16 protein-coding genes are annotated in these 17,070 nt (G+C 46.4%); 8 read left to right on the top strand and 8 right to left on the bottom strand.

Translation table 11 applies throughout. The features are described from left to right. The first annotated feature begins 80 nt into the window (after positions 1 to 80). The 4 genes from GV030_RS07190 to GV030_RS07175 all read left to right on the top strand — a co-directional run bounded on the left by GV030_RS07190 (position 81) and on the right by GV030_RS07175 (position 7,584). The gene (locus GV030_RS07190) at positions 81 to 1,592 is read left to right on the top strand and encodes a cellulase family glycosylhydrolase (protein WP_159581255.1); all 1,512 of its coding nucleotides are present in this window, start codon (positions 81 to 83) and stop codon (positions 1,590 to 1,592) included. An 11-nt stretch (positions 1,593 to 1,603) separates the two neighbouring features. After that, positions 1,604 to 4,024 carry a beta-galactosidase GalB gene (galB, locus tag GV030_RS07185; RefSeq protein ID WP_159581253.1) on the top strand — a complete coding sequence of 807 codons (2,421 nt, stop codon included), beginning with the start codon at positions 1,604 to 1,606 and terminating at the stop codon, positions 4,022 to 4,024. 58 nt (positions 4,025 to 4,082) lie between these two features. Next, entirely contained in the window at positions 4,083 to 6,455 is a 2,373-nt protein-coding gene (locus tag GV030_RS07180) for a TIM-barrel domain-containing protein (RefSeq protein ID WP_159581251.1), read from the top strand. Between the two features lie 154 nt (positions 6,456 to 6,609). Next, a complete protein-coding gene (locus GV030_RS07175) occupies positions 6,610 to 7,584 on the top strand; it encodes a deoxyhypusine synthase family protein (protein ID WP_159581249.1) in 975 nt (324 codons plus the stop codon). Here GV030_RS07175 and GV030_RS07170 read toward each other — a convergent pair whose 3' ends face one another. Continuing rightward, complete coding sequence (locus tag GV030_RS07170) at positions 7,585 to 8,163, bottom strand: hypothetical protein (RefSeq protein WP_159581247.1); 579 nt, start codon at positions 8,161 to 8,163, stop codon at positions 7,585 to 7,587. 134 nt (positions 8,164 to 8,297) lie between these two features. On the opposite strand from GV030_RS07170, the gene hppD reads away from it, so the two are divergent. The 4 genes from hppD to GV030_RS07150 are packed head-to-tail and all read left to right on the top strand — an operon-like array spanning position 8,298 to position 10,783. Further along, the gene (gene hppD / locus GV030_RS07165; protein ID WP_159581245.1) at positions 8,298 to 9,428 is read left to right on the top strand and encodes a 4-hydroxyphenylpyruvate dioxygenase; all 1,131 of its coding nucleotides are present in this window, start codon (positions 8,298 to 8,300) and stop codon (positions 9,426 to 9,428) included. Between the two features lie 49 nt (positions 9,429 to 9,477). Then, entirely contained in the window at positions 9,478 to 9,846 is a 369-nt protein-coding gene (locus GV030_RS07160) for a hypothetical protein (RefSeq protein WP_159581243.1), read from the top strand. Positions 9,847 to 9,859: 13 nt separating this feature from the next. Beyond that, positions 9,860 to 10,510, top strand: a complete 651-nt coding sequence (gene deoC / locus GV030_RS07155) for a deoxyribose-phosphate aldolase (RefSeq protein WP_159581241.1) — start codon at positions 9,860 to 9,862, stop codon at positions 10,508 to 10,510. Between the two features lie 3 nt (positions 10,511 to 10,513). Beyond that, entirely contained in the window at positions 10,514 to 10,783 is a 270-nt protein-coding gene (locus GV030_RS07150) for an acylphosphatase (protein ID WP_159581239.1), read from the top strand. A gap of 2 nt (positions 10,784 to 10,785) precedes the next feature. Here GV030_RS07150 and GV030_RS07145 read toward each other — a convergent pair whose 3' ends face one another. The 7 genes from GV030_RS07145 to GV030_RS07115 form a co-directional block, all read right to left on the bottom strand. Further along, positions 10,786 to 11,283 (bottom strand): hypothetical protein, encoded by a 498-nt coding sequence (locus GV030_RS07145; protein ID WP_159581237.1) that lies wholly within the window; start codon positions 11,281 to 11,283, stop codon positions 10,786 to 10,788. A 54-nt stretch (positions 11,284 to 11,337) separates the two neighbouring features. Continuing rightward, positions 11,338 to 11,709 carry a hypothetical protein gene (locus GV030_RS07140; protein ID WP_159581235.1) on the bottom strand — a complete coding sequence of 124 codons (372 nt, stop codon included), beginning with the start codon at positions 11,707 to 11,709 and terminating at the stop codon, positions 11,338 to 11,340. A gap of 263 nt (positions 11,710 to 11,972) precedes the next feature. Then, positions 11,973 to 12,572 (bottom strand): ABC transporter ATP-binding protein, encoded by a 600-nt coding sequence (locus GV030_RS07135; protein ID WP_159581233.1) that lies wholly within the window; start codon positions 12,570 to 12,572, stop codon positions 11,973 to 11,975. Positions 12,573 to 12,575: 3 nt separating this feature from the next. After that, positions 12,576 to 13,358, bottom strand: coding sequence for an acyl-ACP--UDP-N-acetylglucosamine O-acyltransferase (gene lpxA, locus GV030_RS07130; protein WP_159581231.1), 783 nt, complete (start codon positions 13,356 to 13,358; stop codon positions 12,576 to 12,578). Beyond that, entirely contained in the window at positions 13,355 to 14,749 is a 1,395-nt protein-coding gene (locus GV030_RS07125) for a bifunctional UDP-3-O-[3-hydroxymyristoyl] N-acetylglucosamine deacetylase/3-hydroxyacyl-ACP dehydratase (RefSeq protein WP_159581229.1), read from the bottom strand. Before GV030_RS07125 ends, lpxA begins: the two co-directional genes overlap by 4 nt. Then, positions 14,746 to 15,792, bottom strand: coding sequence for a UDP-3-O-(3-hydroxymyristoyl)glucosamine N-acyltransferase (lpxD, locus tag GV030_RS07120; RefSeq protein ID WP_159581227.1), 1,047 nt, complete (start codon positions 15,790 to 15,792; stop codon positions 14,746 to 14,748). Before lpxD ends, GV030_RS07125 begins: the two co-directional genes overlap by 4 nt. 23 nt (positions 15,793 to 15,815) lie before the next feature. Beyond that, the gene (locus GV030_RS07115) at positions 15,816 to 17,048 is read right to left on the bottom strand and encodes an HD domain-containing protein (RefSeq protein ID WP_159581225.1); all 1,233 of its coding nucleotides are present in this window, start codon (positions 17,046 to 17,048) and stop codon (positions 15,816 to 15,818) included. Positions 17,049 to 17,070 lie beyond the last annotated feature (22 nt).

Raw genomic sequence — 17,070 nt, 5'->3', positions numbered from 1 at the left:
TCGGTTATCATCAACAGAGTCGGGATTATACCCCGACTCTGTTCTTATGTTTTAGAGAGATGAGTTAGAGAAACGAGTATATGATAGATTTTTTTAGGTACTTATTATTAACTGTAAAGGTGCTGCTGCTGCTGCAGTTCTCCGCATGTGCCGAAAAAGGTGATCCAAAACCTGACGAAGGAGAGGTGCACCTTAGTGTGGATAAATCCAGTCTGGCTTTTGGGTCGGATGGAGGAGTAGAGGAAATCAACATTTCGAGTAATGCCATTTGGAAGCTTGAGTATCCTTCAGGCACCTGGGTGCGGGCTTCATTACAATCGACCAAAGGTGATGCCACAGTGAAAATAACAGTCGATAAAAATGAGACTACAGAACAGCGTCAGTTGGATTTCAAACTGTCGGCACAGGAGGCAGAATCTATTAACATCTCCGTCACACAAGAGGCAAGTGAAGAAACCACAACCTCTGAAGAACCAGAACTAGCGGACTTTGTTGATCCTGACAACAGCGGTATGAGAAATATGACTTCTCTTGAGCTTTCTCAAGAAATGGGGCTCGGATGGAACCTCGGGAACTCGATGGAGGCGATTTCAGCGAACAACGGAGAACTATCCGGTGGAGAAACGTCCTGGGGCAACCCAGTGGTGACCAAAGCACTGATTGATGCTGTGAAAGCAGCTGGATTCAATACCATCAGGATACCTGTCTCCTGGTCCCACAAAATGGAAGATGCGGAGACATATCACATAAGCTATGAGTGGAAGTTGAGAGTGGAAGAAGTGGTCAACTACGCTTTGGATAATGAGATGTATGTGCTCATCAATATTCATTGGGATGGTGGTTGGATGGATTCGCCTATTTATGATGATCAGGATTACATTAATGACCGCATCGCGATAATGTGGAAGCAGATAGCCAAGTTTTTCAGAAATTATGATGATCACCTGCTATTTGCCGGTACCAACGAAGTTCATATGTCTGGAGAATATGGAGAACCGTCGGCCGAGTATGCTGAAGTTCAAAACTCCTTCAATCAGACATTTGTGAACGCCGTGAGAGCGACTGGTGGGCGTAATTCGTATCGCCACCTGGTAGTTCAGACATACAATACCAACATCGGTTACGGGGTACGGCATTTTTCATTTCCGGCAGATGAGATTGGTGATCGACTGATGGTAGAGGTGCATTTCTATGATCCTTACCAGTTTGCCTTGGAGGAGAATGGGAGTACTTACCTATGGGGTGCTGAAAATGCAGGCAACGCCGCTCATAGTGGTTGGGGGGATCAGGACTGGATTGATGAAGCCTTCGGAGATGTAAAAACCTACTTTGTTGATATGGGTTACCCTGTGATACTTGGTGAGTACGGAGCGATTTTGCGCACTGAGCTCCCGAACTCAGCATATGAGCTACATATAGAATCCCGAAATGCTTATCTCACCTACGTTACTCGCGCTGCAGTGTCCAACGGGATGATTCCAGTCTACTGGGACAATGGGTATACGGGGAATAATGGATTCGGACTTTTCAATAGAAATAGTGGAGAAGTGGTTTATGAAGATGCCTTGCAGGCAATAATATCAGCGAATTGATAATTGAGCGAATGAAGAGTATAAAAATAATATGCGGGCTGGCATTACTGGTCACGCTGGTTATGTCATGCCATACGGAAAAAGGAGGTCGCAAGGTCGAAGATTTTAATCATGACTGGCAATTTCTCCTTTCTGAAACAGATTCTTCCTCTAACCAGCCGTGGAGGAATCTCGACTTACCACACGACTGGTGTATTGAGGGGAGTTTTGACCCTAGCCATCCTGCAGGTGTAGGAGGAGGAGCCCTTCCTGGTGGTATTGGTTGGTATAAGAAGTCTTTCGAAATAGGTGAAGAATCTCGTGACAAAAAAGTGTTTATTCAGTTTGATGGTGTCTATCAGATGAGTCAGGTATGGCTCAACGGTAAGTTGTTGGGCTTTCGCCCCAATGGGTACATCTCCTTTGAGTATGACCTCACCCCATACCTGCGATTTGATAAGGAAAATGAAATTCTCGTGAAGGTTGATAATGGTCAGCAGCCTAATTCCAGATGGTATTCGGGCTCTGGGATTTACAGAAATGTACGGCTGGTGACTACCAACCCAGTACATGTGCCGCAGTATGGTACCTATGTGGTCACTCCCGAGGTAAGTGCTCATCAAGCCAAAGTAGTGGTAACCACAAGCATAGTCAACCAGTCTGCAGTAGATCAAGATTTTCAGCTCAGTACCTCGTTGGTTGATGATAATGGTTACGAAGTAGGATCTTCCAAAAGGATTTTGAGGTTGCCGAGGGATGCATCGACCGAGGAAAATCAAGAAATGGTCATAGAGAACCCTCAGTTGTGGTCTTTGGAGTCACCGGAATTGTATAGAGCTATTACCACCATCATCTCGGATGGTAAGGTATTGGATGTTTACGAGACATCCTTTGGGATCAGATTTTTTGATTTTGATTCTCAAAAGGGCTTTTCGCTTAATGGAGTACCCACTAAAATCAAAGGTGTCTGTCTACATCATGACTTGGGAGCACTCGGCGCGGCATTTAATAAGCGGGCCATGGAGCGTCAGTTGGAAATCATGCAGGGAATGGGAGTCAACGCTATCAGAACGTCGCACAATCCCCCTGCACCGGAGGTTCTACAACTTTGTGATGAGATGGGACTACTCGTGATGGATGAGATGTTTGATATGTGGTCAATCAAGAAAACTGAATACGACTATAGCCAGTACTGGGCAGACTGGCACGAGCGTGACTTGCGCGATTTCATCCGCAGGGATCGCAATCATCCGAGTGTCATCGCCTGGAGTATTGGCAATGAGATCATGGAGCAATATGATCACTCTGATAGCACCGGGGGGGTGATTGCCCGGGAGTTGGCTGCTATCGTCCGCTCCCTTGATTCCAGACCCATTACCACAGCAAATAATGACACCAGCCCGAATAATCCGTTGATCAGGTTTGGAGGCCTGGATATGGTGGGTTTTAATTACCACCATGAGCAGTACGAGGATTTTCCTGAGAATTTCCCCGATCAGGTTTTCATTGCTACAGAAACCAACTCATCACTCGCCACAAGGGGGTATTACGACATGCCTTCTGATAGTGTGCGCATTTGGCCGTTGGCCTGGGATCAGAAATTCGAATCAGGAAATCCTGGCAATACAGTTTCGGCCTACGACCATGTGCGTACACCCTGGGGCTCCACACAGGAGGACACCTGGCGGATTATTAAAAAGAATGACTTCATGTCTGGGATGTTTATCTGGACAGGTTTTGACTACCTGGGTGAGCCCACACCTTACGAGTGGCCCTCCAGAAGTTCCTACTTCGGATTAGTGGATTTGGCGGGGTTTCCCAAAGACAGTTATTATATGTATCAAAGCGAATGGACAGATGAGCCCATGCTGCATGTATTTCCGGCCTGGACCATCCCTGCGAGTGAGAGTGATCGGGTGGTAGATGTTTGGGCTTACTACAATCAAGCTGATGAGGTGGAGCTTTTCCTGAACGGTAAGTCGCTGGGAGCGAAAACCAAAAAGAACGAGGAGTTTCATGTGATGTGGCGAGTACCCTTTGAACCGGGAGAACTGAGGGCTGTCTCCAGAAAAGACGGTCGTGAAGTATTGACTGTAATTAATCAAACTGCGGATGAACCTTATCAGATAGCCTTGAAAGTAGATCGAAATGAGATTGCTGCGGATTGTCAGGACTTATCTTTTGTGACGGTAATTGTCAGCGATAAGCAGGGCCAATTGGTGCCATATGCCGATAACTTGATTTCTTTTGACCTGAAAGGTCCCGGTAAGATCATAGGGGTGGACAATGGAAACCCCGTGAGTCATGAATCATTTAAGGCGAGCTATCGCAAAGCGTTTCACGGGCTTTGCCTGGCAATAGTTCAAAGTACTGAATCTCCAGGTGAGATAGTACTGCAGGCCTCGGGAGAAGGACTGAAAGGGGCAACTATCAAAATCCTCACCGCCAAATGAAGGATGTGCCATCCCTGAGGGCATACTCAAGAATTTAAACATTAATAAAGCTTAAAGAATGAACACACTAAAGTATCTACTCCTGTTTTTGACCTTTTCAGGATATGCTCAACTCCAGAATACAGGTATTTTGAACGAGCCACCAGATATCAGCAAGGACTTTTCCGACCTGAGAAACACTTATTTTCTAGCTGAAGACCTCACTTCTTTCGATCCGGCTACCGGCAAAGGAACCGTGAGGTATATTCGGAATAATTTCGCCACAAGGCAGGCGTTTGATAATATGCTAATGCGCCTGGTACCCGTATCAGCCAATGAATTCCCCACCACCGAGTATGCAGTAGCTCCGGAGCATCCTTTTTCCATTGAATTTACTTCAGCTCGTACAGTGCGAATCAGGATGACGTCCGGACCTCAGTATAGAAAGCCTGAAGAGTCTCTGATGCTGGTAGAGGGTGTTGCTCCTGTCGACACGAAATCATGGAAGTATAGCAAAACGACTTCTGGCCACGAGTATAAAAGTGAGTTTGGGCGCATTCTGATTACAGAAAAACCCTGGCATGTTTATATCTATGATGAAAAGGGGAAGCTTCTTACTCAGACCATCCATACGGATGATTTGAAGAATACCTACACACCTGTCACCCCATTTTCGTATGTGCGACGAGCCTCAGACTACTCCAGAAGTATGGATGCGGTGTTTGGGCTGTCACCGGGAGAGAAAATTTTTGGATGTGGAGAGTCGTTCCAGGAATTCAATAAGCGCGGGCAGAAGGTGATTCTATGGACCGATGATGCCAATGGTGTGCAGAATGAAACCATGTATAAACCTGTACCTTTTTACATGAGCAGTAGGGGATATGGAGTATTCATGCATCATTCCACACCGATCACCTGTGATTTTGGAAAGTATTTTAGTTCTGTCAATAGTATGATGATTGGCGATGACGAATTGGATTTGTTTGTCTTTATCGGTGAGCCGAAGGACATTCTGGATGAATATACGGATCTCACAGGGAAAGCGCCCATGCCTCCGCTTTGGTCGTTTGGTTTTTGGATGAGCCGGATCACTTATTTCTCAGAAGCGGATGGTAAAAAAGTAGCTTCCAGTCTCAGGAAAAATAAAATCCCGGCAGACGTTATTCATTTTGACACAGGCTGGTTTGGTGTAGATTGGCGCTGTGATTATCAGTTCCCCACTGATCGCTTTCCTGATGCACCTCGGATGATCACCGATTTTAAGAAACAGGGGTTTGAGATTTGCCTTTGGCAGTTGCCCTATTTCACTCCTCAAAACACCCTCTTTGATGAACTGGTGAGCAAAGGTTTGGCGGTGAAGGATGGCAAGGGCAACATTCCTTATGAAGATGCAGTCATGGACCTATCTAATCCCCAGACTGTGAGTTGGTACCAGGATAAAATAGCAAGTCTCCTCCGCGAGGGAGTAGGAGCCATCAAAGTGGATTTTGGTGAAGCCGCTCCGGCAAATGGAATTTATCATTCTGGTAGAACAGGCTTCTATGAACACAATCTTTATCCACTTAGGTACAACAAAGCTGTGGCAGACATCACCAAAGAGGTCACAGGTTATCCATTCATATGGGCGCGTAGTGCTTGGGCCGGGAGTCAGAGATACCCAGTGCATTGGGGTGGAGATGCAGCCACTTCCAATGGAGCCATGGCAGCCACTTTGCGTGGTGGTTTGTCTTTTGGGTTGTCAGGATTTTCATTTTGGTCACACGACATTGGCGGATTTGTTACTACTACACCAGAAGACCTTTATCGTCGATGGACGCCTTTTGGTATGCTCACCTCACATGTGAGAAGTCATGGCGAGCCACCTACGGAGCCTTGGGAATATGGGGAGGATTTTATGAATGCCTTCAGACTTGCTGATAACATGAGATACGAGTTGATGCCTTATATCTATACTCAGGCAAAGTATTCTAGTGAAAACGGACTGCCAATGGTGCGGGCCCTTTTCGTGGAGTATCCAGATGATCCGGGCTCATGGCTTGTAGACGACCAGTATTTGTTTGGGTCAGATATTTTGGTGGCCCCATTGCTGGAGAATGGCACCTCTCGTGAGGTGTACCTTCCTCCCGGTTTGTGGATCGACTATCAGACGGAAAAGGAATACCCTGGTGGGTGGCATACTATGGAAGTGGGAGAGATTCCCATAGTGATGTTGGTTCGAGATGGCACCATCCTTCCTCATGCCAAGCTGGCTCAAACGACCAAAGAGATTGACTGGAAAACTTTAGAGTTGCGCGTATTTTCGACCAATGGTAAAGCGGCAGGGCTCCTGTATACGCCAGAGGCTGATGCTATCGGAGAGATCGTCCTGACCAAGGTTGGTGAAGATTATAAGCTTACTACCGATCCTTTTAAGGATAAAATTAAGTACATCATCAAAAAGTCTGCGTTGTAGTTTTTTGGTTCAATGGGATAGTAGTTTTCTCTGGGAGTCGGTTGGTTGCTGACTCCCTTTTTTTATTTTGATCCTACGAGGCAAAAATCGAGATAAAATTTATCGTTTGGACTGCCCGCACTATTTTTGCACCGAATCAAAAAAGAACCCAAGTATGTCTGATAAACCAATTACCTCATTTATTGAAAAGCACTTTCTTCATTTTAATTCGGCGGCTCTCCATGATGCAGCCAAAGGCTATAAGCACCACCTGGAAAGTGGAAAGAAAATGCTGATCTCACTGGCAGGGGCAATGAGTACTGGTGAACTGGGGATTTCCCTTTCGGAAATGATCAGGCAGGACAAGGTCCAAATCATCTCGTGTACTGGTGCCAACCTGGAGGAGGATGTGATGAACCTTGTAGCTCACAGTCATTACAAAAGAATTCCTCATTATCGTGACCTTACCCCCGAGCAGGAGCGAGAGCTTCTGGATCAGGGCCTCAATAGGGTGACAGATACCTGTATTCCCGAGGAAGAGGCATTCAGACGAATCCAGGAGCACATTGTGAAGATTTGGAAAGATGCAGAAGCCAAAGGGGAAAGATACTTTCCGCATGAGTTTATGTATAAGTTGCTGGACTCGGGCATGCTGGATGAGTACCACGAGATTGACCCTAAGAATAGCTGGATGATCGCTGCCAAGGATAAAAACCTGCCTATGGTAGTTCCAGGCTGGGAAGACTCTACGATGGGGAATATTTTCGCATCGTACTGTGTCAAAGGGGAGTTGAACCCACGTACCATGAAGTCGGGGATTGAATATATGACCTATCTCGCGGATTGGTACCTGGAGAACGCCGGTACAGAAGGTATTGGGTTCTTTCAGATTGGTGGTGGTATTGCCGGAGATTTTCCCATCTGCGTAGTGCCTATGCTCTATCAGGATCTGGAGAAAACTGATGTGCCTTTCTGGAGCTATTTCTGCCAGATTTCAGATTCCACTACCAGTTACGGTTCGTATAGCGGAGCTGTTCCTAATGAGAAAATTACCTGGGGAAAACTGGATATTGATACCCCAAAGTTCATTGTGGAATCAGATGCTACCATTGTGGCTCCACTGATTTTTGGCTATGTACTAGGTTGGTAATTAATTACTATCCTTTGGTTCCAGCTGACCCTTCATGAAAAGATTATACTCCTCGCAGGTGAGATATGGCTCACCTGCCGAGTAGGGGCAGGTTTTATAGATCAGGTCAAAAGGCCCCTGCTTGATTACCACACCCTGACCTCTGCAAACCGGACAGATCATCTTTTCCAGCCCTCCACAGTCATAGTCTTCGCCACTTAGGTCTGATTTTAGATCGGCCGTATTTTGCTGGGCTATTTTCAGATATTCTTCTTCTGAATACTGGAGGTATTTCACAGCTTCATCATAAAACCGACCCTGTGTGCCTTTTAGCTGTATATATTTATTCAGCCAGTTGATGCTTTGCTTGTATTTATCCAGGTGGTAGCTGTTTTTCCCAAAATAAAAAGCCAGATCAGACGGCAGAGCAGTCATATGCTTCAGCACATATAAATAAACTTCATTGGCTTCTTCATATTTCCCTTGCTCCATCAATTCGGCGGCCTGATCCATCTTGGCGTACATCTGGCTCTCTACAGGAGATTGAGCGAGCAAAGGTGCGGAAATGGCTAGTAAAATGAGAATTAAGAATAGCTTCATCGGTAGTCTTTCTGAAACGTAAATATGCCCAATTTAATTGCCCTTTTGAAGTTTTGATGTCACAAAACCTAATCTCTATTCACTTGAATTAGCGCCGTAATCCGGCTAACTTCGTAACAAAAAGACGCAATGTGATGGAAAGAACATTAACCCAAAACAAAATGACCCCAAACGAAACAGATTTTTTACCAATCAACGGCACAGACTACCTGGAAATCTATGTCGGTAATTGCAAGCAGGCGTCACATTACTATAAGACGGCCTTCGGCTTTCAGGACCTGGCGTATGCAGGCCTGCAAACTGGTCTCAAGGATCGGGAATCTTATGTGCTTGTACAGGATAAAATCCGATTGGTGCTTACCTCACCCCTGAAATCAGGCACTGATATCGGCAGGCATATTGATCAGCATGGTGATGGTGTGAAAATAGTAGCACTATGGGTAGATGATGCCCGCAAATCTTATGAAGAGACGACTGCCAGAGGTGCCAAATCTTATATGGAGCCCGTGGTGGAAAAGGATGAACACGGTGAAGTGGTAAAAGCAGGAATATACACCTATGGCGAAACGGTGCATATGTTTGTGGAGCGAAAAAATTACCACGGGGTGTTTCTTCCCGGGTATGTAGAGTGGAAAACGGACTATCAGCCTGCTCCTATAGGTCTGAAATACGTAGATCATATGGTGGGCAATGTAGGCTGGGGAGAGATGAACACCTGGGTAAAATTTTACGCAGAGGTAATGGGATTTTCTCAGCTGGTATCGTTTGACGATAAGGACATTTCCACAGAGTATACGGCCCTCATGAGTAAAGTGATGAGCAATGGAAATGGCCGGATTAAGTTTCCAATCAACGAACCTGCTGAGGGTAAGAAGAAGTCCCAAATTGAGGAATACCTGGATTTTTACGAAGGATCGGGTATTCAGCACATCGCAGTGGCTACGGACAATATCATCGAGACGGTCACGGCCCTGAGAGACCGTGGGGTTGAGTTCTTGAGAGTTCCGGCAGTGTATTATGAAGATTTGCTGGACAGAGTAGGAGAAATAGATGAGGAGTTGAGCCCTTTGCGTGACCTGGGAATATTGGTGGATCGTGATGATGAGGGTTACCTGCTTCAGATTTTTACCAAGCCGATAGAGCCAAGGCCGACCATGTTTTTTGAAATCATTCAGAGAAAAGGGGCTAAGTCTTTTGGTAAGGGCAACTTCAAGGCGCTTTTCGAGGCGATAGAGAGAGAGCAGGAAATTAGAGGAACATTATAATAATATAGTGGGGTTTTTTCGTTTTGAGCGGAAAGACCCCAATTGGTGTATGATTTATAAGGTAGTCATTTTTTCGTTTTTCATTTTTGGATTGGTGGTATGCGGCTTTAGCCAGTCTACCCGGGATGTGAATGCTCCCAAGCCTCCATCTGCCAGGTACCAGTCGTCCAAGAAGGCTAAAAAGCAGTTTTTTCTTTTTAGGGTTTTTAAAAAGAAAGATCGTCAGTTGACAGGAGCGGAGGAGGTGGCCGAATTCAGAAAGCGGATCGCCAACACTACCCGAAAGAAGGCGAAGATGGAGAAGAAGGCGGCCAAGCCGCAATACTCTGATCCGCTCTATTTTGGACACAAAAAGCCTCCGAAAAAGCGCCCAAATGGCAAGAAGAAATTCTGTAAAGAGTGCGGATTGACGCACTAAGCTAACCTACGAAATGAACCAACTGGCCCGATTCATAGAATCCACCAATCTCAATCCACAGATAACTGGCAAGGAAGTGGATTTTTTGGTAAGCGAAGCTAAGGACTTGCAGGTTTTGGGCGTGTGTGTTCCTCCTTTCTGGGTGAAGCGGGCTTCCCGCGAAATTGCAAGCGCAGATCTGCAGCTGGTGACCGTTATAGGATTTCCTCTGGGTTATCAGATGACCGAAACTAAAATAGAAGAGGCTCGTTTGGCTCTGCGAGATGGTGCCAATGAACTTGATCTGGTCATGAATGTTTCGGCGTTCAAAGATGGGATGCCCTGGCCGAAAGTGGAGTTTGCGAAGATGTCCAAACTGGCGCATGAACATGAGGCCTTACTCAAGGTGATTATAGAAGTAGCCTACTTGAGCGATGAAGAAATCTGTAGAGCAGCAAGACTTTGTGCGGATGCTGGGGTGGATTTCGTGAAGACCTCCACTGGGTTTGCCAAAGGCGGAGAGGCTACAGTAGAGCACATTACGCTTTTGAGGGGTACGCTTCCCTCCAGTGTGGGGATTAAGGCCTCTGCGGGCATCAAAACAAGGACTCAGGTGGAGAAACTTTTGGCTGCCGGAGCAGACAGGATTGGTACTTCGAGTGCCAGAGATATTTTAATGAACTAACCTATGGCTTTAGAAATCAGGTGTTTTGGAAAGGTACAAGGAGTCTTTTTCAGGGCTTCTACCAAGAATCTGGCTGATGATCTGAAACTAAAAGGCTGGGTTCAGAATGAGGTGGAAGGCTCTGTGCTAATACATGCCGAAGGGGATTACAAAAAGCTGGCGGAATTACTGGAATGGAGCAAAGAGGGCCCCCAATTTGCGGTGGTCAATCGGGTGGAGTCATGGGAAGCTCCCGATGAGGATTATCCTACATTCGAGATCAGACAACGCTAAACTCAGGCAGTTTTTAGGGTCTTATTTCTGGTAATGCGCAGGTTGAAGTGCCCCAGAATGGTTTTACGCATTCCGTAATAGAGAAACTTGGTGTTGGTGCCTTGCTGCAGAATACAGGCTTTCAGAATGGCTCGATAGATTTCCGGCTGTGTACAGAAATACTGAACCCATTTTTCAAAGCTTTCGGACCAGTTTTCGGCGTACACTTCGTAGTGGCTACGACCGTCCCATATGATTTCCAGCTGATTATTCCCTTTTTCGTATCGATAAATGGCAGCCAGAATTTCATAAAGCTCTTCGAGCAGGGAGGTATCGTATTTTTCTATGCTTTTGAGTCGAAGAATGAAATCATCTACCAGACCCATTGGATTTTCCAGCGCCATATAACTATCAAAAGCAATTTCAACCCAACGCTGCAAGAGCTGCGGTTCCACGAACCCCTGGGCCGCCCTGAGTATCGAATTCTTGTCCTGATCGAAGTATTTGTCCTGGTAAAGCATAAAAAAAGGGAATGGTCAAAAACCACTCCCCAAAGATATTGAATATGTTTTTAATTAGTTTGCCGCTAGGGTAAAGATCCACGCACCGTTAAAGCCTGCCGCTCTTGCGCTGGCGTCAGTAATGGTGAATGAGAGCGTTAACGTAGTAGGCGCGTCCGGATTGTCAAGAGTAGCTTGCACTGTAACTCCATCACTTCTCAGGATAGTTCCAGTGTCAGCAGACTCGTCTTCTCCATCAAATGTCCAACTCAAACCAGAACCCCAAACATCGCTGGCACCTTCGTTAGAAGGAACTCCGCTTACAGAGTAGCCGCCAATGTCAGTTTCTGAATTGTAGGTGAATCCAATGGTGAAACCATCCCACTCGGTGCGATTTTCGGTATCCTTGGTCACAGAAGTAGGCGACCATGTTTTAGATAATGCCATTCCCACAGCATCTCTTGGATCGTCCTTTTCAGACTTCTTCTTCTTTTTGCAAGAAACGAAAACAATTAAAGAACAAAATACTAAGGCAGTTAGTAGTTGAGTGATTCTTTTCATAGAGTGATTTTTGTCAAATTTAGTTAAGACAGTTGCAAATTATTGAAAAATAAGAATTTTATATCACTTTACCCAGAAGAATATTGGAGAATTATCTTACCCGGTAGGTTGGATACTGAGAGTCAAACGCCTCAGGGTATCCTTTATTGTCATTGCTTGAAATTTTCTATGGAAATGATTTGATTGGCGCCAGCATATTCCTGTGGTTGATTGGAAGCGATGATCATGGTTTGTTCATCGGAAACTTTCTGAAGCATGGAGAGGTACCAGTCCGTACCATCCTGATCGAGGTTGGAAGTGGGCTCGTCCAGGAGCAGAAGGGAGGATTCGTAAAAAAAGGCCAGCACCAGTCTCAAGCGTTGCTTCATGCCTGAGGAGAAATCTTTGACCAACTTGTCCTCAGCACCGGTGAGGTTGCTCAGTGAGAGCATCTCTTCATGTGGACACAGGGCTTTTTTGAATTTACTATGAAAAGCCAGGTGCTCCTTCAGTGTGAATTCTTCCAGAAGGTTGAGGTAGGGAGCAGCAAAACTAAATTGTGTCTGAATATGCTCCCTGTTGTCTCCGTAGGTCACCTTGCCTTGAGAAGGCGTAAGATAGCCACCCAATACTTTCAGTAGCGTGGATTTTCCAGATCCATTGTGTCCTGTGATGGCGATAGTATCTCCGGGATTGATCTCAAAGTTGAGGTGCCGGAAAACCCATTCGCGGTTATATTTTTTACCAAGGTCAGTGAGCGTGATCTTCATCTGCTAATCTTTATTTCCCCGCATCATACCACGGTTGGAGTCTTCAATGAATTTGATGATGTCATCCCGCTCCACGGAAGGATTCAACTCCATTTTGATTTTGTCAAGTGCCTCAGTATTGTTGAGGCCGCTAAGGTAAAAGATTCGATAGATATCCTGTATTTCTCTGATTTTATCGTTGGAGAAAGCCCGCCTTCTGAGCCCAGTGGAATTCACTCCGGCATATGAGAGGGGATCGCGGGCGGCAGTTACATAGGGTGGTACATCTTTTCTCACCAGCGAGCCACCGGATATCATGGTATGGGCACCGATTTTCACAAACTGGTGGATGGCTGTGGTGCCCCCAACAAAAGCATACTCACCGATGTGTACATGCCCGGCCATTTGCACGGCATTGGCTAGAATAACGTGATCTCTAATGATACAGTCATGGGCCACATGTGTGTAGGCCATCAGCACGCAGTTTCTGCCAATTTTGGTGTCATTTCTATCAAGCCTGGTTCCCTTATTGATGGTCACGCACTCTCTGATGATGGTATCGTCACCAATGGTGGCAGTTGATCGCTCACCTTTATACTTAAGGTCCTGGGGTTCGGCGGAGATCACGGCACCGGGAAATATGCGACAGTTTTTCCCAATTCGGGCGCCATCCATGATGGTAGAGTTGGGACCAATCCAGGTACCTTCTCCAATCACCACATCTGCAGCGATAGAGCAAAAGGCTTCAATGGTTACATTTTCAGCTATTTGAGCCTGAGGATGAATGTATGAAAGCGTACTCGTCATACATCTTTTCTTACAATGCTGGCAGTCATGATTCCTTCACACACCAGGTTGTTACCCACATATGCCACACCTTTCATTTTCGCAAATCCCCTTCTGATGGGCTGCATGAGCTCGAGCTTCATCACCAGTGTATCTCCAGGCACCACCATTTTCCTGAATTTGAAGTTTTCGATCCCCAAAAAGTAGGTCCAATAGTTTTCAGGGTCTGGTACCGTATTGAGTACCAGGATACCACCAATCTGGGCCATGGCCTCCACCTGGAGTACACCTGGCATTACCGGGTTTCCCGGAAAGTGACCTGCAAAGAAAGGCTCGTTCATGGTCACATTTTTGATGCCAGCCACCTGCTCATCGTCCAGGTGAAAAATCTTATCTATCAACAGGAAAGGATATCGGTGGGGCAGTATTTTGGAGATCTTATTGATGTCCAGAACAGCCGGTACCTTAGGATCGTACTGGGGAATGTGAATGTGGCTGGCCTCACTCATGATTTTTTTGAGCTTTCTGGCAAAGGCCACGTTGGTAGTGTGACCTGGTCTGGCTGCCAGTATCTGCGCTTTGATGGGCCTGCCCACCAGTGCCAGATCTCCCAGTACATCCAGTAGTTTGTGCCTGGCTGGTTCGTTGGGGTAGAGGAGTTTCTCGTCATTGAGAATGCCCTCGCCATAAAAATCAATCTTTGGTTTGTTCAGTAGTTTGCTGAGCTTAGCGACTTCTTCTGGTCTCACCTTTCTATCCACTACCACCACAGCATTACTGAGGTCGCCCCCTTTGATCAGGTCGTTTTTGTAGAGTTCTTCTATTTCGTGAAGAAAGCAGAACGTGCGGCTCCTGGCAATGTCATTTTGAAAATCTTCGAGCTTATTGAGGGAAGCATGCTGGCTCCCCAGTACTTTGGAGCTGTAGTCTACCATCACAGTCACGCGGTAATCATCCAGCGGAAGTGCGGCAATCTCCACTCCCAGACTTTTGTCCTGATAAAAGATGCTTTCCGGGATTTCATAAAAGTTACGCTGGGCGTTTTGCTCTTCGATCCCCACTTTGAGGAAGGCGTCCACGAAAGGACCGGCACTTCCATCCATGATCGGTGTCTCCTGACTGTCCAACTGGATCAGGATATTGTCTATTTCCATTCCCACCAATGCCGCAAGTACATGCTCTATGGTTTGAACCCTTGCTCCATCTTTTTCCAGCGTTGTTCCTCGGTTCACATCAATCACATAGTCCACATCCGCTTCTATGATGGGTTGGTCTTTGAGGTCCGTACGTTGAAACTTGATGCCATGGTTGGGTCGGGCAGGTTTGAACGTAATGTTTGCCGCCATACCTGTATGTAGTCCCACTCCTGAGAGGGTTATTGGCTTCCTGATGGTCTGTTGGTAAACTTTCATTTTGGGCTGTTGGGGGTCAAATTTAGGATTTTTTGCTCAAGTTCCTGAATGCACGCCATCAGCTCTGGAAGCTTTTTGTAAATGGCGTATGATTTCAGGTACCCATGACGATCCATGGCTGGCACACCAAACAGAATTTGATCAGATTTGGTGCTTTTGGTAACCCCCGATCGGGCGCCGACTTTGGTATGATCGGCTATGTGAATGTGCCCCACCGTACCTACCTGCCCACCGATCATCACGTGCTTGCCCACCTTGGCAGAACCTGAAATGCCTGTTTGGGCAGCAATCACCGTATGCTTTCCTATTTCCACATTGTGGGCAATCTGTACAAGGTTGTCGATTTTCACCCCATCCCCAATGCGGGTGGTGCCGAGGGTAGCACAGTCAATGGTGGTATTGGCCCCGATATCTACATGGTTGCCCAGCTCCGCATTTCCAGTTTGCGGGATGTTTTGATAGGAGCCATCCGGCTTGGGGGCAAATCCAAACCCGTGTGAACCAATGACCGCCCCTGCCTGAATGTTGCAATAAGCTCCGATGATGGTTCTTTCGTAGATCTTAGCTCCGGGATAGATGATCGTGTGATCACCTATGGTGCAATGGTCCCCAATGTATACCTGAGGGTGTATTTTCACATTCTTCCCGATGGTGACATGGTCGCCTATGTAGGCAAATGCACCGAGATAAAGCCCATCAGAATGTGAGAAGTCTGTTCCCAAATGTACAGGAGCCTCTATTCCGGTCTTCTTCAGGATAGTGAGTCGTTGGTACTCTGCCTGCAGCGCAGTGAAACTCAGATAGGGATCATTCACCCTGATGAGGACTGTTTTAGTCGATTGCTTGGGTACAAAATCCACGCCTACAATCACCGCGGCAGCATGTGTATTATATAAATGCTGTTCATATTTGGGGTTGGCCAAAAAAGAAACAGAATCGCACTGAGCGTCCTCCAGACTAGAAATGCCCAGAATAAGGATATTCGGATCGCCGGCTACTTCTCCATTCAATATCTCCGCAATTTGACCTACCGTTAAATTCATAAGTGTGGTTTTACACCTGGCGTTCAGACGGGTAAAGATAGGTTTTTGGGGAAGCAGAGATAGTATTTCTTCACGATTTTGCTCATGGCTTTGATGTTGGGTAGATCGGTAGCCTGAGCCACGTCCACTACCTCTCCACTCTTCATCAGGATATTGATGCTGCCGCCTTTGGCAATATAGGCTGCATTACTGATGGAGCCCTTTTGGATAAAATACTTAGCCTCCTGGGCAGAGTAGCCCTGTGCGAGTAATTGCTGCAGGACCTGATCGATTTGCTCTGAGCTGAATTTGTCATTGGACAGCCGAATGCCGAAAAGCCTGCGGTTGAGCAGATCATTGCTTAGTTTGCTCAACACCACGTCATCATGAGACTGCCACATTTTGATGGAGCCCCACACATCCATGTCGTCCAGCATGGCAAATACATCCAGGAGGTCTTTATCGTCGAAGAACTCCTGCTGGGTGATGTTGCGCTCCAGAAAAATCCTGAAGGCAGGCGTTGCGGGAATATCTTTCCCACTTTGAGTGAGTTTCTTAGCACGCTTAATCAGCGAGATGAGCATGGCCTCTGCCGAAACAGCCGTTTTGTGAAGGTACACCTGCCAATACATCAGGCGACGGGCACTGAGGAAGTTTTCGATGCTGTAAATCCCTTTTTCTTCTACTACCAACTGATCGTTTTCGACGTTCAGCATTTTGATGATCCGCTCCGCACCTATGGTGCCCTCGTACACCCCGGTAAAGAAACTATCGCGCTTCAGGTAGTCCAGCCGGTCCACGTCCAGCTGGCTGGAGACCAGCTGATGAAGAAATTTCCGATGATATTTTCCCGTAAAAATCTGCTTGGCCAACTCCAGTCGGCCGCCAAATTCTTTATTGAGTTTATCAAAAATCCAAAGCGAAATCTGCTCATGCTGCACGTCTTTAAATAAACTGAACTCCAGGGTGTGAGAGAACGGCCCGTGCCCAACATCATGCAAAAGGATGGCCACCAGCGCAGCTTCATACTCTGCATCAAAGATCATGACCCCTTTGCTACGTAGGGTGTCAAGGGTTTTTTGCATGAGGTAGGTAGCCCCTATGGCATGGTGAAACCTGGTATGCAAAGCACCCGGATAAACAAAGTCTGTGAGACCGAGTTGTTTGATCCTACGCAATCTTTGAAAATATGTGTGTTCAATAATATCAAAGACCAGTTCGTTGGGTATATTGATAAACCCGTACACGGGATCGTTTAAAATTTTCTTTTTGTTCAAATTGAAAAAGCGGTTTGATATT

This window comes from Marinoscillum sp. 108, assembly GCF_902506655.1.
GTDB classification, from domain to species: Bacteria; Bacteroidota; Bacteroidia; order Cytophagales; family Cyclobacteriaceae; genus Marinoscillum; species Marinoscillum luteum.
The sequence above is the reverse complement of the archived record's forward strand: the minus strand, read 5'-3'. Positions and strand labels throughout refer to the sequence as shown.

Bases quoted from the DNA above. Each gene is read 5' to 3' on its own strand.
- GV030_RS07190 (WP_159581255.1), top strand. From the start codon at position 81: ATGATAGATTTTTTTAGGTACTTATTATTAACTGTAAAGGTGCTGCTG.
- galB (WP_159581253.1), top strand. From the start codon at position 1,604: ATGAAGAGTATAAAAATAATATGCGGGCTGGCATTACTGGTCACGCTG.
- GV030_RS07180 (WP_159581251.1), top strand. From the start codon at position 4,083: ATGAACACACTAAAGTATCTACTCCTGTTTTTGACCTTTTCAGGATAT.
- GV030_RS07175 (WP_159581249.1), top strand. From the start codon at position 6,610: ATGTCTGATAAACCAATTACCTCATTTATTGAAAAGCACTTTCTTCAT.
- GV030_RS07170 (WP_159581247.1), bottom strand. From the start codon at position 8,163: ATGAAGCTATTCTTAATTCTCATTTTACTAGCCATTTCCGCACCTTTG.
- hppD (WP_159581245.1), top strand. From the start codon at position 8,298: ATGGAAAGAACATTAACCCAAAACAAAATGACCCCAAACGAAACAGAT.
- GV030_RS07160 (WP_159581243.1), top strand. From the start codon at position 9,478: ATGATTTATAAGGTAGTCATTTTTTCGTTTTTCATTTTTGGATTGGTG.
- deoC (WP_159581241.1), top strand. From the start codon at position 9,860: ATGAACCAACTGGCCCGATTCATAGAATCCACCAATCTCAATCCACAG.
- GV030_RS07150 (WP_159581239.1), top strand. From the start codon at position 10,514: ATGGCTTTAGAAATCAGGTGTTTTGGAAAGGTACAAGGAGTCTTTTTC.
- GV030_RS07145 (WP_159581237.1), bottom strand. From the start codon at position 11,283: ATGCTTTACCAGGACAAATACTTCGATCAGGACAAGAATTCGATACTC.
- GV030_RS07140 (WP_159581235.1), bottom strand. From the start codon at position 11,709: ATGGCATTATCTAAAACATGGTCGCCTACTTCTGTGACCAAGGATACC.
- GV030_RS07135 (WP_159581233.1), bottom strand. From the start codon at position 12,572: ATGAAGATCACGCTCACTGACCTTGGTAAAAAATATAACCGCGAATGG.
- lpxA (WP_159581231.1), bottom strand. From the start codon at position 13,358: ATGACGAGTACGCTTTCATACATTCATCCTCAGGCTCAAATAGCTGAA.
- GV030_RS07125 (WP_159581229.1), bottom strand. From the start codon at position 14,749: ATGAAAGTTTACCAACAGACCATCAGGAAGCCAATAACCCTCTCAGGA.
- lpxD (WP_159581227.1), bottom strand. From the start codon at position 15,792: ATGAATTTAACGGTAGGTCAAATTGCGGAGATATTGAATGGAGAAGTA.